This is a genomic window from Nonomuraea coxensis DSM 45129, from assembly GCF_019397265.1.
GTDB lineage: Bacteria > Actinomycetota > Actinomycetes > Streptosporangiales > Streptosporangiaceae > Nonomuraea > Nonomuraea coxensis.
Genome location: NZ_CP068985.1, coordinates 862,538 through 879,834 on the forward strand (window position 1 = coordinate 862,538; position 17,297 = coordinate 879,834).

Genomic DNA, 17,297 nt, shown 5'->3' on the forward strand with positions numbered 1-17,297 from the left:
GAATTTCTGGGTATCAGGGAGGGCGACATCCACGATTCGGGTGGATGCTGGTGGCAAGACGGCAAAGTGGGGTGCGGCCGGTGCTCAGGGTCAGGCGTGTCACGTACGCGGGAGCTCTCGTCATCGTAGGTCTGACCGGCTGCACAGCCTCGGCCGAGACCGAACCCACGGCAACCCCGACGGCCTCAGCGACGGGCACGCCGTTAACCAGCGCCACGGGCACCCCTGCGCCCACCGGCACCAGGCCCAGCATCCAGGTGCAGCTCAACCCCGACCGGGTCACCGCGGGCCAGACCAACACGGTGTGGATCCTCGCCAACTGCCCCGTCCCCACCGGCGGCCCCGCGCACACCGGCACCGCCACGTCCCGTGCCTTCGTCAGCGGCGCCACGCTCAACCCCGTGCCCTCCGGGGCCAGCTCCCCGACCCCCACCCGCGCGGCGGCCGGCTCGCCCTGGGTGCGCGGCTCCGCGCAGGTCTCAGGAACGGTCCCGCGCGGCACCTACACCGTCAGCGTCAAGTGCGACGGCACCAACGACGCCGGCAGCGCGCGGCTGCGCGTCGTCGCCGGCGAGGCGCTGCCCACCCACGTGCCGACCCGGGCGCCGCGCGCGGGCGGCGGCGGCACCTACGCCAAGGACATGGACGACGACTCCTCCATCCCCTTCGGCCCGGCGGGCGTGCTGATCGGCCTCGCGGCCGTCGCGGGCATCGGCTGGGCGGTCAAGCGGCGCAAGGCGTAGACGATGGCGCGACCTGGACGGGTCGTCGTCGCGGGGGTCGTCACGGGGCTGGTGCTGTTCGCCTTCGGCAAGGAGGTCGGGCAGCAGGCGACCACGCCCGCCGCGAACGTCGTGCCCGAGAGCCTCGACATCCCCTCACTCGACCTGGAGGCCCCGCTCATGAAGCTGGGCCTCGCCAAGAACGGCGACGTCGAGCTGCCGCCGTACGAGAAGCCCAAGACGGCCGGCTGGTACGAGGGCAGCGCCGTGCCCGGCGAGAAGGGCGCCTCGGTCATCATCGGCCACGTGGACACCAAGACCGCCCCCGCCGTGTTCTACAAGCTCAAGGACCTGCGCAAGGGCCAGACCGTCAAGGTGCGGCGCAGCGACGGCAAGACGGTCACGTACAAGGTGGACGCGATCGAGCAGGTGCACAAGGACAGCTTCCCCACCCGCCGGGTCTACCTGGAGGACGGGCTGAGGCTGGTCACCTGCGGCGGCACGTTCGACCGCGCGCGTGGCGAGTACCTCGACAACGTCATCGTCTACGCTTCCCGGGTATGAGCCGTGCGCAGGGCGTGGTCGCGCTGGAGTGGCTGCGGCGGCGTACGGGCTGGGCGTGACCGGCGGGGCCGACGGCATGACGGGCCGGGGGCCTACGGCGTTACGGGCGGGTGCGCGGTCCGCTGCCGGTAGGCTAATCAGTCGTGCTGGTCCTGGCCTTTGATACCGCGACACCCGCCGTCACCGCCGCGCTCCACGACGGCGAGCGGGTTCTCGCCGAGCACACGACGATCGACGCCCGGCGCCACGGCGAACTGCTCGCCCCCACCATCGAGCTCGTGCTGGCCGAGGCCCGCGCGACGCTCCGCGACGTGACCGCCGTCGTGGCCGGCAGCGGCCCCGGCCCCTACACCGGGCTGCGCGTCGGGCTCATGACCGCGCAGGGGCTCGCGACCACGCTCGGCGTCCCCGCCTACGGCGTCTGCACGCTCGACGCGCTCGCCTACGGCAGCGGCCTGACCGAGCCGTTCCTGGCCGCCACCGACGCGCGGCGCAAGGAGGTCTTCTGGGCCCGCTACGCCGACCTGCGCACCCGTCTCGACGGGCCGGCCGTCGACCGGCCCGCCGACGTCCCCGCCGACGGGCTGCCGGTCATCGGCGCAGGCGCCGACCTCTACCGCGGCGTGCTGGACGCCAAGGGCCACGAGGCGCCCCCCTATCCGTACGCGGGCTCGCTGGCCGCCCTCGCCGTCGAGCGGCTGGCCGCCGGCGCTCCGCTCGACCCGGCGCGCCCGATCTACCTGCGCCGCCCCGACGCCGTCGTGCCCGGCGCCCCGAAGAAGGTGCTCGCGCCCGGCGAGAGCGGGCGGGCGACGGCGTGAGGCGGCAGACATGGTGACGTTGCGGCCCATGACCGTCGCCGACCTGCCCGCGGTCATGGCGATCGAGCGGGCCACGTTCCCGCTCGACGCCTGGAGCGAGGGCATGATGCGCGGCGAGCTGGACGACATGCCGCGCACCCGCCACTACGTGGTGGCCCTGGTCGAGGACGAGATCGTCGCCTACGCCGGGCTCGCCGCCGCCTCCGACCAGGCCGACGTGCAGACCATCGCGGTGCTCGACAAGCACCAGGGGCGCGGCATCGGCAGCGCCCTGCTGACCGAGCTGCTGGCCGAGGCCCGGCGCAGGGGAGCGCGCGAGATGTTCCTGGAGGTCCGCGCCGACAACCCGCGCGCCCAGTCGGTCTACCGGCGCTTCGAGTTCGAGGAGATCGGCACCCGCCGCCGCTACTACGACGACGGCACCGACGCGATCATGATGAGAAGGAAGCTGGATGGCTGACGAACCCCTGGTGCTCGGCATCGAGACGTCCTGTGACGAGACCGGCATCGGCATCGTGCGCGGCCACACGCTGCTGGCCAACACCATCGCCTCCAGCATGGACGAGCACGCCAGGTTCGGCGGCGTGGTGCCCGAGGTCGCCTCGCGCGCCCATCTGGAGGCCATGACGCCCACCGTGGAGGCGGCGCTGGCCGCGGCCGGGCTGCGCTTCACCGACATCGACGCCGTGGCCGTCACCGCCGGGCCAGGACTCGCGGGGGCGCTGCTGGTCGGCGTGGCGGCGGCCAAGTCGTACGCGCTCGGGCTCGGCGTCCCGCTCTACGGCGTCAACCACCTGGCCGCGCACGTGGCCGTGGACGAGCTGGAGCACGGGCCGCTGCCCAAGCCGTGCATCGCCCTGCTGGTCTCCGGCGGGCACTCCTCGCTGCTGCTCGTGCCCGACGTGACCGGCGACGTCATCTCGCTCGGCTCGACCGTCGACGACGCGGCGGGCGAGGCGTTCGACAAGGTGGCGCGGGTGCTGGGGCTGCCGTTCCCCGGCGGGCCGCACATCGACCGGGCCGCCCGCGACGGCTCCGGCAGCGCCGTCGCGTTCCCGCGCGGCAAGATCGACGACGGCACGCTCGACTTCTCCTTCTCCGGGCTCAAGACCGCCGTGGCGCGGTGGGTGGAGTCGCGCGAGGCGGCGGGGCAGAGCGTGCACGTGCCCGACGTGGCCGCCTCCTTCCAGGAGGCCGTGGTCGACGTGCTGACCCGCAAGGCGCTGCAGGCGTGCCGCAAGTACGGGGTGTCCGACCTGCTCATCGGCGGTGGCGTGGCGGCCAACTCGCGGCTGCGGGCGCTGGCCCAGGAGCGCTGCGACGCCGCCGGGGTGCGGCTGCGGGTGCCGCGGCCGGGGCTCTGCACCGACAACGGGGCGATGGTGGCCGCGCTGGGCTCCGACCTGATCGCGGCCGGGGTCGCGCCGTCCAGCCTGCAGATCCCGGCCGACTCGTCCCTGCCGATCACCACCGTCCACGTCTGATCCCAGCCCTTCTGCGGAGGGCATTCCCGCGGTGAGGGCTCGCCCCCTGAGAGGCCCCCTTCTGCCGGAGGGACCTTCTCTTCCGGCACGAGGGGGCGGGGTCAGTCCTTGGTACGGGTGGGGCGGAGGAGGGCCTCGGCCAGGGCCAGCATGGTCTCCTCCAGCGCGCCCAGGCGCCTGGTGAGGTCGGCGCCGACCGGCTCGACGATGCCGGTGACCGTGCGGGCCAGCTCGTCCCGGTCGGGCCGCGAGCCCACCAGCTCGGTCAGCGCGTCGGCGGCGGCCGTCAGGCGTTCGGTCTGCTCGCCGGCCTGCGAGCCGAGCAGCTCCGGCAGCCCCAGGGACGCGGGCAGCCCGTCCACCCGGCGGCCGACCGCGTCGATGCGGCCGTCGATGGCGTCGAGGTGCTCGCCGGCCTGCTCGGCGCGGGCGGTCAGCCCGGTGAGGTGGGCGTCGAACCCGTTGAAGCGCGTGTCGAACCCGTCGAAGCGGCCGCTCAGGTGCTCCTCGGCCTCCCCCAGCCGCTCGTCGAGCGCGTCGAACTGGGTGTCGAGCTTGTTGAAGCGGCCCTCGCTACGGTTGGCGGTCTCGCCGATGCGCTGGTCGGCGGCAGCGACCCGCTCGTCGAGGGCGGTGAAGCGGCCGTCGATGCGGGTGTCGAGCGCGTCGAAGCGGTCGTCGTGCCGGCCCAGGTGGCCGTCCACCGTGCCGAGGCGCTTGTCGAGCGCGCCGAGCTGGCCGTCCATGTGGGTGAGCCGCTTGTCGACGCCGCTCATGCGGCCGTCGAGGCCGTCGAGGCGGGTGTCGATGTCGGCCATGCACTCCTCGGCCGACTCCAGCCGCGCGTCGAACCCGGTGAGCCGGGTGTCCAGGCCGACCAGCCGGCCCTCGACCCGGTCGAGCCGGACGTCCACGCCTTCGAGCCGGACGTCCACGGCTTCGAGGCGGGCGGCCAGGCGCTGCTCGCTCTCGGCGAGCTGCACGGCGAGGCGCTGCTCGCTCTCCCCGAGTTGTACGGCGAGGTGCTGGTCGGTCTCGTCGAGGCGGGTCGTGAGGCGCTGCTCGATCGCGGCGAGGTGGCCGTCGAGGCGTTCGTCGGTCTCCCGCAGGCGGGCGGTGACCCGCGCGTCGGTCTCCTCCAGGCGGGCGGTGAGCCGCCTGCCGGTCTCCTCGACGTCGGCGGCGGTCTCGTAGAGCTTGCCGGTGAGGCGCTGGTCGGTCTCGTCGAGCCGGGCGGTGAGGACACGGCCGGTCTCGTCGAGCCGCGCGGACAGGTTGCGGTCGGTCTCGTCGAGCCGCGCCGAGAGGTTGCGGCCGGTCTCCTCCAGCCGGGCCGCGCCGTCGTCGAGGCGCGCGCCGAGACGCTGCTCGACGGCCTCGACCTGGCCGGAGAGCCGCTCGGCGGTGCCGGCCAGCCGGTCGTTGACGCCCTCGGACAGCTCGCCGACGACCGCCTCCACCCGGTCGGTACGGGAGCTCAGCTCGGCCACCGACCTGTCGAGCCTGGTGAAACGGCCGGCGGCGGCCTCCATGCCGGCGTGCAGACCGGCCAGCATGTCGGCGAAGTCGGTCATCCCCTTGGTGATGCCGTCGGTGGTCTCCAGCACGGCCTGCAGCCGCCTGAGCGCCTCGTCGACGCTGTCGCCCACGGTGCCGAGGTCGGCCCAGAGGCCCGGCAGCTCGGACACCGGGGCGACGCGCGCGTCCACGTGGCCCAGCCGGTCGCCGACGGCGTCGACGTGGTCGCGTACGGCCTCGACGTGCTGTGCCAGCCCTTCCGCCCACATCGGGGGCTTGGCGGAGATGTCCTCCAGCCGCCCGTTGACCGACTCCAGGGCGCCGCTGAGGCCGCCCAGCTCGCGTTCGCGCACCTCACGCAGCAGCCACTCCATGCCTTCGAGCCGCTGGCGGATCTCGTCGAGGACGGCTCCCTGCGTGCGCTGCTCGTAGACGTGGTCCTGTGACGCGCGGTTGAGCAGGTCTCGCATCCTCTCGGAGACGTTCGTGTAGCCCCCTGTCGTGAGAAGGGTCGTGTGGTTGGAATTGTCCACCGAAAGGCTCCTTCGCTCGCCGGCGGTATGCCGCGCAGCGGTGGGATAGGTCCGGTTTGCACATGAAATGGCGAGAACGCGACAACCGCATCAGGGGGAGAACTCCCGCCCGCCAACCTTAGCCCCTCGATCAAGGTCCGGAAGCGCCGAATGGAAAGATCGTGGTTGACGGGAGATCGGGCGTTTTCCGTGGTCAGGCACCCGGGGAGGTGTCGCAGATGAAGGCATATGGGCGCTCCATGATGCGAGTCAGGATGATTACCGCTGACTTTTCCCCATTGAGCCGCAGGTCTGCCCGGAGCCGTTCGATGTCGAGAGCGGAGCCCCGCTTTTTGATGGTGACATTTCCGATCCGTCGCTCACGCAGCGCCGCCCGGAGTTTCTTCAGCGAGAACGTCATCACCTCGTCCACGGCGTAACGGGCGGCCCACGGGGTGTCGATCGGCTCGTCGGCCGCGATGTAGGCGATCTGCTGGTCGAGCAGCCGCCCGCCGACCAGGGCGGCCACCTCGCGCACCAGGTGCGCCCTGATGGCGGCCCCGTCGGGCTCGTAGACGTAACGGCCCAGCGCGCCCACCGGGGCGAGGCGCTCGGGGCCGGTGGCGGACAGGGTGTGGCCGCCGGGCAGCAGGGTGGCGCGGCGCATGGCACGGGTGCCCGGGCCGGTCCAGATGGTCGCCTCCTTGACCTCCCCCTTGTACGAGACCCACTCGGTCTCCGCCGACTCCGGCAGGTAGGAGTAGGGGATGCCAGGGGCGACCTTGACGCAGGCGCGACGGGCCCGCGCCACCAGGTCGAGCACCGTCGGCCACGGCGGCGAGTAGGCCAGCGGGTCGAACGTGCGCCCCCGCCCGGTGCGCCGGGCCGGGTCGGCGAAGAGCACGTCGTGGTCCTCGGGCCGCACCGCCCCCGCGTTGCCCTCGACCACGCTCACCCGGTCCGCGACGCCGAGCGCCTCGGCGTTCGCCCTGGCCACGGCGACGGTCAGCGGGTCGATGTCCACGGCGGTCACCGTGCAGCCGGCGCGCGCCAGTGCGACGAGGTCGCCGCCGATGCCGCAGCAGGCGTCGATCACGCGCGCCCCGGCCAGGCGGCGGGCGCGGTGCTCGGCGACCTCCTTGCGGGTGGACTGCTCCAGGCCGTGCGGGGTGAAGAACATCAGCCCGGCGTCCTCGCCGAACTTCGCCCGCGCCCGCTCGCGAAGGGCCGCCTGGGTGAGCGCGGCCGAGGTGAGCGCGGCGTCGTACGTGCGGCGCAGTCTCGTCGCGGCGGCGACCGGGTCGGCCCCCGTGGCGGTCAGCTCCCCGGCCTCGGCGAGCGCCTGCCGGCCGCGGGGGGTCAGGAGCTGTCGGAAGGCGTCGAGGTCCACGTTGCCCGACGTTATCGCGTCGCGGAACCCCTCGTGACGCGGCCCGTGACGCCCTCGGAGGGGTCCTCGGCGGCGCAGGAGGGGGCGGGGGTGTCGCCCAGGGACAGCAGGAGCTTGCGGAGCAGAGCGGCCAGGGTGTCACGCTCGCCGGCGGGGAGCCCGGACAGCAGGCGGGTCTCGTGGGCCGCGTGCCGTCCGAGAACGTCGTCCGCCACGCGCCTGCCCTCGTCCGTGAGCCCGACGAACGTCATCCGCCGGTTGCCGGGGGCGGGCCACCGGTCGACGAGCCCGCGGTCGAGCAGGTGGTCGATGCGGTTGGTGAGCGCGCCCGGGCTCACCATGGCGGCGGCCGAGAGGTCCTTCATGCACATGCGGGCGTCCTCGGCGCGCAGGAGCGTGGCGAGCACGTCGAACTCCCACGCCTCCAGCCCGTGCTCGGACAGGAACTCCTTGGCGGCCCGGTCCAGCAGCCGCGCGGCGCGCGTGACGCGGCCGATCACGCCCGTGGGGGAGACGTCGACGCCGGGCCGCGCCCGCGCCCACTGGCCGATGATCTCGTCGACCGCGTCGATCGGCTCGTCCATGCGGTCGATCCTACGACATTGAAATGTTCGACGCCGAGGGCTATCTTCGGCATGGAAGATTTCGATGTCGAAGTGTTTGAGGTGAGAGTGATGCGGGTTCTGGTGATCGGCGCGACCGGGTACATCGGGGCGGCCGTGGTGGAGCGGCTGGCCGCGGGGGGTCACGAGGTGACGGCGTACGTACGCCCGGCGGCCGACGGCGCGCGGCGGGTGCCGGCGGCGGCAGGCGAGCGGTACGGCGACCTGTCGGACCCGGCGACGCTACGGGCCGCACTCGAGTCCGGGGACGGGTTCGACGCCGTCGTGCACGCCGGGCAGCTCACCGGCGACCGTGAGACCGACCTCGCCGTGGCCGGGGTCCCGGCCGCCGCCGGGGTACGGATGGTCTACCTCAGCGGCGTCTGGGTGCTCGGCGCGGTCGACGGGGGCGACGAGGACAGTCCGGCCCGGCCGATTCCGCTCGTGGCGTACCGGGACGAGGTGGAGCGGGTGGTGCTCGGCGGCGGCGGCTCCGTCGTACGGCCCGGCGTGGTGCACGGCCGGGGCGCGGGCATCCTGGTGCTCCTTCGGGACCTGGCCGCCGAGCGCGGCGCCGGCGTGTACGTCTCGGCCGGCGGCGCGGCGCCCACCTGGCCGTTCGTGCACGTGGACGACCTGGCCGAGCTCGTCGCGGCGGTCGTGGAGCGCGGCCGGGCGGTCGTCTACCACGGCGTGGGCGAGGAGGCCGTGCCGCTCACGGACGTGGCCGAGGCGGCGGCCCGCGCGGCCGGCGTCAAGGAGGCCGCGGAGCCCTGGCCGGTGGAGGAGGCGGCGCAGGCGCTCGGGACGGGGTTCGCCGAGGCCCTGGCGCTCGGCCAGCGGGTCGGCGCCCCGCGCACCCGCCGGGAGCTCGGCTGGGCCCCGAGCCGGCCGGGGGTCGTCGCCGAGCTCATCGAGGGCTCGTACGCCTGATCGACACCCGTTGTTCCGATCGCTGTCAGCGGACGCGGACGCGTTCGTGTTGACTGTCAAGGCCCTCTTGCATATGTTTCCTGTTGGCACTCTCCCCTTGAGAGTGCCAACGTGCGACGAGGCAGGTCTGACACCCGCGACGGCAGGCCCAGCTGGTCGCCTCTTCTGATCATTCAAATCTGAAGGGGAGGTCCGATCGTGACGACCGCCACCAAGGTTCCCGTTAAGCCGCTCGGCGACCGCATTGTGGTTCAGCCGCTTGAGGCCGAGCAGACCACGGCTTCCGGCCTGGTCATCCCGGACACCGCCAAGGAGAAGCCGCAGGAGGGCCGAGTGCTCGCGGTGGGTCCGGGCAACTGGGACGAGGACGGCGAGAAGCGCATTCCGCTCGACGTCTCCGAGGGCGACATCGTCCTCTACAGCAAGTACGGCGGCACCGAGGTCAAGTACAACGGCGAGGAGTACCTCGTGCTCTCCGCCCGCGACGTTCTCGCGATCATCGAGAAGTAGGCCGGATGCGTCGAGCCCCGGGCGCTTTAGGGCGGCCGGGGCTTTCGACGCCAGGAGAGGACTTTCAGCATGGCGAAGATCCTGGAGTTCGACGAGAACGCGCGGCGCGCGCTGGAGCGCGGCGTCAACGCTCTCGCGGACGCCGTGAAGGTTACCCTCGGCCCGCGGGGCCGCAACGTCGTCATCGACAAGAAGTTCGGTGCGCCGACGATCACGAACGACGGTGTGACCATCGCTCGTGAGATCGAGCTGGAGGAGCGCTACGAGAACCTCGGCGCCCAGCTCGCCAAGGAAGTGGCCACCAAGACCAACGACATCGCGGGTGACGGCACCACCACCGCGACCGTCCTGGCCCAGGCCATGGTCCGCGAGGGCCTGCGCAACGTCGCCGCCGGCGCGTCGCCGCTGTCGCTGAAGCGCGGCATCGACAAGGCCGCCAAGGCGGTCAGTGACAAGCTGCTCGACAGCGCCCGCGAGGTCGGCGACAAGAACGAGATCGCCAACGTCGCCACCATCTCCGCCCAGGACGCCAAGATCGGCGAGCTGATCGCCGAGGCGTTCGACAAGGTGGGCAAGGACGGTGTCCTCACCGTCGAAGAGTCCAACGCCATGGGCATGGAGCTCGAGTTCACCGAGGGCATGCAGTTCGACAAGGGCTACCTGTCGGCCTACATGGTGACCGACCCCGAGCGCATGGAGGCCGTCCTGGAGGACGCCTACATCCTGCTCACCCAGGGCAAGGTCTCCTCCATCGCGGACTTCCTGCCGCTGCTGGAGAAGATCGCCCAGACCAAGAAGCCGCTGCTCGTGGTCGCCGAGGACGTCGAGGGCGAGGCCCTGGCCGTCCTGGTCACCAACAAGATCCGCGGCACCTTCACCTCCGTCGCCGTCAAGGCCCCCGGCTTCGGCGACCGCCGCAAGGCGATGCTGCAGGACATGGCCATCCTCACCGGCGGCCAGGTCGTCAGCGAGGAGGTCGGCCTCAAGCTGGAGCACGTCGGCCTGGAGGTGCTCGGCACCGCCCGCCGCGTCGTGGTGACCAAGGACACCACGACCATCGTCGACGGCGCCGGCGACGCGCAGGCCATCGAGGACCGCGTCAAGGAGATCAAGCTCGCCATCGAGCAGTCCGACTCCGACTGGGACCGCGAGAAGCTGCAGGAGCGCCTGGCCAAGCTCGCCGGCGGCGTGTGCGTGCTGCGCGTCGGCGCGGCCACCGAGGTCGAGCTCAAGGAGAAGAAGCACCGCCTGGAGGACGCGATCTCCGCGACCCGCGCGGCGATCGAGGAGGGCATCGTCTCCGGCGGTGGCTCCGCGCTCATCCACGTCTCCAAGGACCTCGACGACCTCGGCCTGGTCGGCGACGAGGCCACGGGCGTCGGCATCGTCCGCCGTTCGCTGGTCGAGCCGGCCCGCTGGATCGCCGAGAACGCCGGTCTTGAGGGCTACGTCGTCACGCACAAGATCGCCGAGCTGTCCGCGGGCCACGGCCTCAACGCCGCGACCGGCGAGTACGGCGACCTGATCGGCCAGGGCGTCATCGACCCGGTCAAGGTCACCCGTTCGGCCGTCCAGAACGCCGCCTCGATCGCGGGCATGCTGCTCACCACCGAGGCCCTCGTCGTGGACAAGCCCGAGGAGGAGGCTCCGGCCGCCGGCCAGGGTCACGGTCACGGCCACGGCCACTGATCGGCCCTTCCCGCATCACCTGTCACGGCCCGCGTCCCGCTGCCGCCTTCCGGCGGAGGGGGAGGCGGGCCGTGGCGGTTTCCGGGGCCCCCGGGCGGGGTGCGTACGCTGGTCGCCGGGAGGTGGCGGGATGCAGTACCGGCGGGCGGTGCGGAGGTTGGAGCGGCTCGCCGAGACGTGCGACCAGACGCGCCGGGTGGCGGCGGCGGAGCCGTTCCTGAGGGCGGCTTACGTCTTCGGCGGGCTGGTGGAGGGGGCCGACCCCGGTGGACGCCCTTGAGGTGGTCCTCGTGCTGAACCTGCCGCCCGAGGAGGTGACCTGGGGCTCCCAGCCGCCGGGCACGGCCTGGCTCGTGGACTTCCTGGAGCTGGACAAGGGCGGGGTCGTCTACTGGTGGCGCTCCCACCGCGACCCGGCGTGGAACCACCACATCAGGGAGCCGGTGCGGTTCTGGTCCGTGGAGGAGGGGACGGACCAGAGCGTGCTCGACGCCCTCCGCGACCGCCGCGTCGGCTCGCTGCGGCGGGAGGCTCCTGGCAGCGACCAGGAGATCCGCGCGCGCACCGCCGAGGAGCTTGAGGCGGCTCTCGCCCATCTGCGCGCGGTGCACCGCTCCTACTGGGACCGCGCGTGGCGTCGCGCCCACCGCGGTGTCGGCCGCTACCCCGAGCACCACCTGTGGGAGGCGGTGGAGGGCTATCTGGAGCTCCTGGACGCCGGTGACGAGGACGGCGACGCGCACCCCTAGCCGGCGAGGGTGGAGTTTTGTTCGGTTGGGGAAGTGTGGGAAAAGGTGGATTAGTGGCGTAAACCAGCAGTGTGCGATAAGCGTCTATGCCCTGACAATTGTCGTGCATATCGGCTTATCGAGTGAAACATTATGTCAGCCTTAAGGCTTAGTGTGATCAGTCGATTACTCACCGTTATCGTCGCGTCAATGTGACCAATCCGTAGCCGTTCGCTATGACGACAGGCCGGATCAGTGCGGGCATCATGCCTATCGTGAGCGAGGGAAGCGTCGCCGACGCCAAAATTGGGGTAAGGCTCGCGTCGAGACTTCCGGCACGGACGGATGACTCCGACCTAAGGGAACTGACGAGCCTCGCCGTACAGGGGGATCGCAGCGCGATCGAATCCCTGCTCGGCGAGTTGCGTCCGATGGTGGTGCGGTATTGCCGCGCCAGGCTGGGCAGGGTTTCAGGGCAATATCACATTGCCGATGACGTGGCCCAGGAGGTCTGCATCGCGGTGTTGTCCGCGTTGCCGCGGTACCGCGACATGGGGCGGCCGTTCGCCTCGTTCGTGTTCGGGATCGCCTCGCACAAGGTGGCTGACGCGCTGCGCAGCTCGGTGCGCTCCGCCGTGCCGACCCAGGACCTGCCGGACGGGCCCGACGAGGGCCCGGGGCCCGAGGAGACCGTGGTCCGCTACATCGAGGTCGAGCACGCCCGCCGGCTGCTCGCCCGGCTGCCCGAGAACCAGCGCGAACTCCTGCTGCTGCGGGTGGTCTCCGGTCTGTCCGCCGAGGAGACCGGTAATGTACTCGGTATGTCACCAGGTGCCGTCCGCGTCGCCCAGCATCGGGCGCTGGCCAGGCTGCGGCAGATGGCGGAGCTGGAGTCCGCTTGACGCCGGAGCACGAGACCGACGCGCTGTTCGATGTGCTCGGTCGTGGAGAGCTGCCCGGCCCCGGTTCGGGTCACGCCGGCGACCCTGCGGTGCTCCTGCTGGCCGCGCTGGTCGGTGACGTGCTGGATCGGGACGTCCTGGGGCAGAACGCGCGGGAGTGGGGCGGGCTCTGTGCCCTGGGAGGACGGCCTCGGCTGTCCGAGGTCGGTGACGTGGGCCGGGGCCGCTCCTCAGAGTCTTCGGATGGTTCGCCTGATGATCTCGGTCAGCGACGCTCCTCCGTGTCGATGACGCCGTCGACGTAGCCCCTGGCGTACTCCCAGGTCACATAGTCGGCGGGGTCGGGGTGGAAGGCCGGCTCATGCACCTGTGGCTGGCCTTTCTCGATCATCTGCCGGAGGTTGCCGCGCAGCAGCTCCCAGTCGAAGTAGTGCTGCTCACCGCACTCCGGGCAGTCGAGCACGAGACCCAGGACCCCCTGCGGTTCGAGCAGGGAGCGGAAGGCCTCGACGTCGGCGAGGTCGGTGATGGCCTCGTCACGCTCGGCCGCGGTCAGTGGCTCCGCGTCGTCGAGCGCGCCCATCGCCGCGGAAGGGTCGTTCGGGTCGTCCGCGAACGGGTCGCGGGGGACGTCTTCCAGCACCTTCCCACCATATGACCGATGCGGCCCGCGCGGTGAGTATCTGACACCGGCGGTGAGTGTCCCGGCCCGGTGACGGCCTTGACCCGGTCCTCGCACACCCCCGGCCGGGAGGCCCCTCGGCCGCTGGTCAGCTCAGCCAGCCGCGCCTGGTGGCTTCCACGCCGGCGTGGAAGCGCGACTGGGTGCCGAGTTCGGCCATGGCGTCGGCGAAGCGGGCCCGTACGGTCCTGACCGAGACGCCGAGCTGGCGGGCGATGGAGTCGTCGCACATGCCCTGCGCGGCCAGGCGCAGCACCTGCACCATGCCCTCGCCCTTGCGGCCCCAGGGGAGCGGCACCGCCCGCCCCCACAGCTCGTCGAAGAGCGCGCGCAGCACGCCGACGACCACGGGGGTGCGGACCAGGTAGAAGTTGTAGGCGTGGTCGGGCAGGTTGCCGCCCCAGAACGGCGGCAGGCCCGCGACCTCCGCGCCGGCCGTCATGAACCAGCTCGGCACCCGGCGCAGGGTCCGCACCTGGCCTCCGGTCTCGGTGAGCGCGGTGAGCTGGGCGCGGACGCCGGGCAGCGCCAAGGTGTCTACGGGAATGACGGCATATACCGTGAGGAGTTTTCGTTTTTGCGCGTCAATCCAGGGATCCGCAAATTTGCGGACAAAATCCGTCATGGTGCGCTCATCCGGGATCGCCGTCACCAATTCCATCCCCGGCGACTGCACCGCGATGCCGACGACGCTTTCGTAGAGCACGTCCGCGCCGTTCGCGAGTTCGACCGTGAAGGAACCGCTCTGATAGTCGCGGCCGGCGTCGTAATCGCGGATGAGGCCGCGGATCGAGCCGAAGGCGGAGTCGATCAACCGGCTCTCCTCGGCCAGCCGGTCGAGGCGCTCGGCGATCACCCGGCCGAGCGCGGCGGCGGGGTGCCGGGCGAAGTACTCCCCGGAGTGCTCGTCCACCACCCCGAGCTTGACCAGGTCGTCGAGCTGGCGGCCGACCTTCTCCACGGGATCGTCCATGGCCTGGGCGAGGTCGGTCCGCGTGGCCCTGTGCAGGCGCAGGACCGCCGTGTAGAGCGTGCGCTGGGCCGGGTCCAGGCCCAGCGTCTCCAGCGGATCTGACCGGGTGCGGGACTCGTTGCGCATGGTGTGCGGCTCCGTAGGGGGGACACGGGCGTGCCGTGAGAATAACGCCGCTTGACGCCCTTGTCCGCTTCTTGCGGCGACTGGCGGCTCCCCCTCCGCGTCCGCCGGCCCGGCCGCCGTGCAGCTTCGTGCAACTGCACCTTTGGACATTGCGGCGTGCCGGTGCGTAACGCAGGATTTACGTAGCGTCGGCATCTCGACAGAGTGCGGCAGCGCAGCCCATCAGGACGCGGAGGGGGGTTCGGTGGTGCGTGACGCCGCGGCACTGGGCTGCCGGTGGCCGGGGGATGGGGCGGATCACCGACCGTCCCATCCCCCGGCACTTCTCGTTGCGGCGGATGCCGGGAGTACGACGGACCGTGGGGGTCATCGTCCTCCCGGCGTCCGCATGTCGGGCGGGCGCGATGCGCGAGGTCGGCGGGACGCGTTTGGCGGCAGGCCATAGACTGAGGCGCATCAACGCAACGGCAGAGGGGGCCGCAGCATGTCCAAGTTCACCGAAACAGGACTGACCTTCGATGACGTGCTGCTGGTGCCAGCCTATTCAGACCTGCAGCCGGGCGAGGCCGACACGGCCTCGCGGCTGTCGCGCGGCATCACGCTGTCCATCCCGCTCGTCTCCGCGGCCATGGACACCGTCACCGAGGCCAGGATGGCGGTCGCCATGGCCCGGCAGGGCGGCATCGGCATCCTGCACCGCAACCTCGCGGTGGAGGAGCAGGCGCAGCAGGTCGACCTGGTCAAACGGTCGGAGGCCGGCATGGTGACCAACCCGGTCACCTGCAGCCCCGACGACACGCTGGCCGACGTGGAGCGGCTCTGCGCGACCTACCGCATCTCGGGCGTGCCCGTGACGGACGTGTCGGGCGCGCTCGTCGGCATCGTCACCAACCGCGACATGCGCTTCGAGACCGACCAGTCGCGCCCGGTGCGCGAGGTCATGACGAAGATGCCGCTGGTCACCGCCCCCGTCGGGGTGTCGAGGGACGACGCGTTCGCCCTGCTGCGGCAGAACAAGATCGAGAAGCTGCCGCTGGTCGACGAGGACGGCCGGCTGCGCGGCCTGATCACGGTCAAGGACTTCACCAAGAGCGAGCAGTACCCGCTGTCCACCAAGGACGCCGACGGCCGGCTGCTCGTCGGCGCGGCCGTGGGCGTCGGCGGCGACGCCGAGCTGCGCGCCAAGGCGCTCATCGAGGCCGGCGTCGACGTCGTGGTCGTCGATGTCGCCCACGGCCACTCCAAGGGCCTGGCCGACATGGTCGCCAAGCTCAAGGCCAACAGCAAGGTCCAGGTCATCGGCGGCAACATCGCCACCAGGGCGGGCGCCCAGATGCTGGTCGACGCGGGCGCCGACGCGGTCAAGGTCGGGGTCGGCCCCGGCTCGATCTGCACCACGCGGGTGGTCGCCGGAGTGGGCGCGCCGCAGGTCACGGCCATCTACGAGGCGTCCAAGGCCGCCGCCCCCGCGGGCGTGCCGGTCATCGGCGACGGCGGCCTCCAATACTCCGGCGACATCGTCAAGGCCATCGCGGCCGGCGCCGACACGGTCATGCTGGGCTCGCTGCTGGCCGGCTGCGAGGAGTCGCCCGGCGAGCTGATCTTCATCAACGGCAAGCAGTTCAAGTCGTACCGCGGCATGGGGTCGCTGGGCGCGGTGCGCAACCGCGAGCGCGGCGGCGCCTCCTTCAGCAAGGACCGCTACGCCCAGGGCGACATCAGCGGCGAGGACAAGTTCATCCCCGAGGGCATCGAGGGTCAGGTGCCCTACCGCGGCCCCGTGGCGGCCGTCGCGCACCAGCTCGTCGGCGGGCTGCGCCAGGGCATGTGGTACGCGGGATGCCGCACGATCGAGCAGATGCACACCGACTGCGAGCTCATGCCGATCACCGCGGCGGGCCTCAAGGAGAGCCACCCCCACGACATCCAGATGACCGTGGAAGCTCCGAACTATCACAGAAGGTAAGTTCATGACTCAGCAGGTGGAGATCGGCCGGGGGAAGACCGGGCGGCGGGCGTACGCGCTGGACGAGATCGGTCTGGTGCCCTCGCGGCGGACCCGCGACCCGGAGGAGGTCTCGATCGCCTGGCAGATCGACGCCTACCGGTTCGAGCTGCCCGTTGTCGTCGCGCCCATGGACAGCGTGGTGTCGCCGGCCACCGCCATCGAGATCGGGCGGCTCGGCGGTCTGGCCCCGCTCGACCTCGAAGGGCTCTGGACGCGCTACGAGGACCCGCAGCCGCTGCTGGAGGAGTGCGCGGCGCTCGACGCCGAGGCGGCCACCAGGCGGCTGCAGGAGATCTACGCGGCGCCGATCAAGGAGGAGCTGATCGGCCGGCGCATCGAGGAGATCCGCGCCTCCGGGGTGACCACGGCGGTCCGGCTGTCGCCGCAGCGCACGGTCCAGTACCACAAGGCCGTGATCGACGCGGGCGTCGACATCTTCGTCATCCGCGGCACCACCGTCTCGGCCGAGCACGTCTCGGGGCGGGCCGAGCCGCTCAACCTCAAGCAGTTCATCTACGAGCTGGACGTCCCGGTCATCGTGGGCGGCTGCGCCACCTACACCGCGGCCCTGCACCTCATGCGCACGGGCGCGGCCGGGGTGCTGGTCGGCTTCGGCGGCGGCGCCTCGCACACCACCCGCAACGTGCTGGGCGTGGCGGTGCCGATGGCCACGGCGATCTCCGACGTGGCGGCGGCGCGGCGCGACTACATGGACGAGTCGGGCGGCCGTTACGTCCACGTCATCGCTGACGGCGGCATGGGCACCTCCGGCGACATCGCCAAGGCCATCGCGTGCGGGGCCGACGCCGTCATGGTGGGCTCGCCGCTGGCCCGCGCGGCCGAGGCGCCCGGCCGGGGCTTCCACTGGGGCTCCGAGGCGCACCACCCCGACCTGCCCAGGGGGCGGCGGGTCGAGTTCGGCACCGTGGGGACGCTGGAGCAGATCCTGCACGGGCCCTCCAGCGTGGCCGACGGCTCGATGAACCTGATGGGCGCGCTCAAGCGCACCATGGCCTCCACCGGCTACTCCGACATCAAGGAGTTCCAGCGCGTCGAGGTCGTCGTCTCGCCGATCCAGCACTGACCGCGCCGCGGCGGCCCGCTCTCCGGTGACCCCGGAGGCGGGCCGTTCT

18 protein-coding genes are annotated in these 17,297 nt (G+C 71.8%); 13 read left to right on the forward strand and 5 right to left on the reverse strand.

From position 1 onward, the window contains the following. The first annotated feature begins 80 nt into the window (after positions 1-80). The 5 genes from Nocox_RS04550 to tsaD all read left to right on the forward strand — a co-directional run bounded on the left by Nocox_RS04550 (position 81) and on the right by tsaD (position 3,591). Positions 81-743 (forward strand): hypothetical protein, encoded by a 663-nt coding sequence (locus Nocox_RS04550; RefSeq protein WP_157382941.1) that lies wholly within the window; start codon positions 81-83, stop codon positions 741-743. Between the two features lie 3 nt (positions 744-746). After that, entirely contained in the window at positions 747-1,286 is a 540-nt protein-coding gene (locus tag Nocox_RS04555) for a class F sortase (protein ID WP_026214148.1), read from the forward strand. Positions 1,287-1,429: 143 nt separating this feature from the next. Next, entirely contained in the window at positions 1,430-2,107 is a 678-nt protein-coding gene (gene tsaB, locus Nocox_RS04560; protein ID WP_020542259.1) for a tRNA (adenosine(37)-N6)-threonylcarbamoyltransferase complex dimerization subunit type 1 TsaB, read from the forward strand. A 10-nt stretch (positions 2,108-2,117) separates the two neighbouring features. Then, complete coding sequence (rimI, locus tag Nocox_RS04565) at positions 2,118-2,567, forward strand: ribosomal protein S18-alanine N-acetyltransferase (RefSeq protein ID WP_026214147.1); 450 nt, start codon at positions 2,118-2,120, stop codon at positions 2,565-2,567. Further along, positions 2,560-3,591, forward strand: coding sequence for a tRNA (adenosine(37)-N6)-threonylcarbamoyltransferase complex transferase subunit TsaD (tsaD, locus tag Nocox_RS04570; RefSeq protein ID WP_020542257.1), 1,032 nt, complete (start codon positions 2,560-2,562; stop codon positions 3,589-3,591). The genes rimI and tsaD overlap by 8 nt, the downstream gene beginning before the upstream one ends. A 101-nt stretch (positions 3,592-3,692) precedes the next feature. Here the strand turns inward: tsaD and Nocox_RS04575 are convergent, their stop codons facing one another. The 3 genes from Nocox_RS04575 to Nocox_RS04585 form a co-directional block, all read right to left on the reverse strand. Beyond that, the gene (locus tag Nocox_RS04575; RefSeq protein ID WP_020542256.1) at positions 3,693-5,642 is read right to left on the reverse strand and encodes an apolipoprotein A1/A4/E domain-containing protein; all 1,950 of its coding nucleotides are present in this window, start codon (positions 5,640-5,642) and stop codon (positions 3,693-3,695) included. A gap of 193 nt (positions 5,643-5,835) precedes the next feature. Beyond that, the gene (locus tag Nocox_RS04580) at positions 5,836-7,011 is read right to left on the reverse strand and encodes a class I SAM-dependent methyltransferase (RefSeq protein ID WP_020542255.1); all 1,176 of its coding nucleotides are present in this window, start codon (positions 7,009-7,011) and stop codon (positions 5,836-5,838) included. A gap of 11 nt (positions 7,012-7,022) precedes the next feature. Then, positions 7,023-7,595, reverse strand: coding sequence for a MarR family winged helix-turn-helix transcriptional regulator (locus Nocox_RS04585; RefSeq protein ID WP_020542254.1), 573 nt, complete (start codon positions 7,593-7,595; stop codon positions 7,023-7,025). 90 nt (positions 7,596-7,685) lie between these two features. On the opposite strand from Nocox_RS04585, the gene Nocox_RS04590 reads away from it, so the two are divergent. The 6 genes from Nocox_RS04590 to Nocox_RS04615 all read left to right on the forward strand — a co-directional run bounded on the left by Nocox_RS04590 (position 7,686) and on the right by Nocox_RS04615 (position 12,375). Continuing rightward, on the forward strand, positions 7,686-8,546 hold the full coding sequence (locus Nocox_RS04590) for an NAD-dependent epimerase/dehydratase family protein (RefSeq protein ID WP_020542253.1): 861 nt from the start codon (positions 7,686-7,688) through the stop codon (positions 8,544-8,546). Positions 8,547-8,744: 198 nt separating this feature from the next. Continuing rightward, complete coding sequence (gene groES / locus Nocox_RS04595; protein WP_020542252.1) at positions 8,745-9,056, forward strand: co-chaperone GroES; 312 nt, start codon at positions 8,745-8,747, stop codon at positions 9,054-9,056. A 69-nt stretch (positions 9,057-9,125) separates the two neighbouring features. Then, positions 9,126-10,745: a chaperonin GroEL gene (gene groL, locus Nocox_RS04600; RefSeq protein WP_020542251.1), complete on the forward strand. Its 1,620-nt coding sequence runs from the start codon at positions 9,126-9,128 to the stop codon at positions 10,743-10,745. A gap of 130 nt (positions 10,746-10,875) precedes the next feature. After that, on the forward strand, positions 10,876-11,025 hold the full coding sequence (locus Nocox_RS04605) for a DUF7711 family protein (RefSeq protein WP_020542250.1): 150 nt from the start codon (positions 10,876-10,878) through the stop codon (positions 11,023-11,025). Then, the gene (locus Nocox_RS04610) at positions 11,012-11,494 is read left to right on the forward strand and encodes a DUF7711 family protein (RefSeq protein WP_020542249.1); all 483 of its coding nucleotides are present in this window, start codon (positions 11,012-11,014) and stop codon (positions 11,492-11,494) included. Before Nocox_RS04605 ends, Nocox_RS04610 begins: the two co-directional genes overlap by 14 nt. 245 nt (positions 11,495-11,739) lie before the next feature. Next, a complete protein-coding gene (locus tag Nocox_RS04615) occupies positions 11,740-12,375 on the forward strand; it encodes a sigma-70 family RNA polymerase sigma factor (RefSeq protein ID WP_085995996.1) in 636 nt (211 codons plus the stop codon). Between the two features lie 265 nt (positions 12,376-12,640). Here the strand turns inward: Nocox_RS04615 and Nocox_RS04620 are convergent, their stop codons facing one another. Then, positions 12,641-13,018, reverse strand: a complete 378-nt coding sequence (locus tag Nocox_RS04620; protein WP_020542247.1) for a DUF5319 domain-containing protein — start codon at positions 13,016-13,018, stop codon at positions 12,641-12,643. Positions 13,019-13,145: 127 nt separating this feature from the next. Continuing rightward, on the reverse strand, positions 13,146-14,156 hold the full coding sequence (locus Nocox_RS04625) for a helix-turn-helix transcriptional regulator (RefSeq protein WP_020542246.1): 1,011 nt from the start codon (positions 14,154-14,156) through the stop codon (positions 13,146-13,148). A 484-nt stretch (positions 14,157-14,640) separates the two neighbouring features. On the opposite strand from Nocox_RS04625, the gene guaB reads away from it, so the two are divergent. Further along, positions 14,641-16,122, forward strand: coding sequence for an IMP dehydrogenase (guaB, locus tag Nocox_RS04630; RefSeq protein WP_020542245.1), 1,482 nt, complete (start codon positions 14,641-14,643; stop codon positions 16,120-16,122). A 4-nt stretch (positions 16,123-16,126) separates the two neighbouring features. Continuing rightward, the gene (locus Nocox_RS04635; protein ID WP_211212577.1) at positions 16,127-17,248 is read left to right on the forward strand and encodes a GuaB3 family IMP dehydrogenase-related protein; all 1,122 of its coding nucleotides are present in this window, start codon (positions 16,127-16,129) and stop codon (positions 17,246-17,248) included. The last annotated feature ends 49 nt before the right edge of the window (positions 17,249-17,297 follow it).

Bases quoted from the DNA above. Each gene is read 5' to 3' on its own strand.
- Nocox_RS04555 (WP_026214148.1), top strand. From the start codon at position 747: ATGGCGCGACCTGGACGGGTCGTCGTCGCGGGGGTCGTCACGGGGCTG.
- tsaD (WP_020542257.1), top strand. From the start codon at position 2,560: ATGGCTGACGAACCCCTGGTGCTCGGCATCGAGACGTCCTGTGACGAG.
- Nocox_RS04605 (WP_020542250.1), top strand. From the start codon at position 10,876: ATGCAGTACCGGCGGGCGGTGCGGAGGTTGGAGCGGCTCGCCGAGACG.
- rimI (WP_026214147.1), top strand. From the start codon at position 2,118: ATGGTGACGTTGCGGCCCATGACCGTCGCCGACCTGCCCGCGGTCATG.
- Nocox_RS04590 (WP_020542253.1), top strand. From the start codon at position 7,686: ATGCGGGTTCTGGTGATCGGCGCGACCGGGTACATCGGGGCGGCCGTG.
- Nocox_RS04585 (WP_020542254.1), bottom strand. From the start codon at position 7,595: ATGGACGAGCCGATCGACGCGGTCGACGAGATCATCGGCCAGTGGGCG.
- Nocox_RS04635 (WP_211212577.1), top strand. From the start codon at position 16,127: ATGACTCAGCAGGTGGAGATCGGCCGGGGGAAGACCGGGCGGCGGGCG.
- guaB (WP_020542245.1), top strand. From the start codon at position 14,641: ATGTCCAAGTTCACCGAAACAGGACTGACCTTCGATGACGTGCTGCTG.
- groL (WP_020542251.1), top strand. From the start codon at position 9,126: ATGGCGAAGATCCTGGAGTTCGACGAGAACGCGCGGCGCGCGCTGGAG.
- Nocox_RS04625 (WP_020542246.1), bottom strand. From the start codon at position 14,156: ATGCGCAACGAGTCCCGCACCCGGTCAGATCCGCTGGAGACGCTGGGC.
- Nocox_RS04615 (WP_085995996.1), top strand. From the start codon at position 11,740: ATGCCTATCGTGAGCGAGGGAAGCGTCGCCGACGCCAAAATTGGGGTA.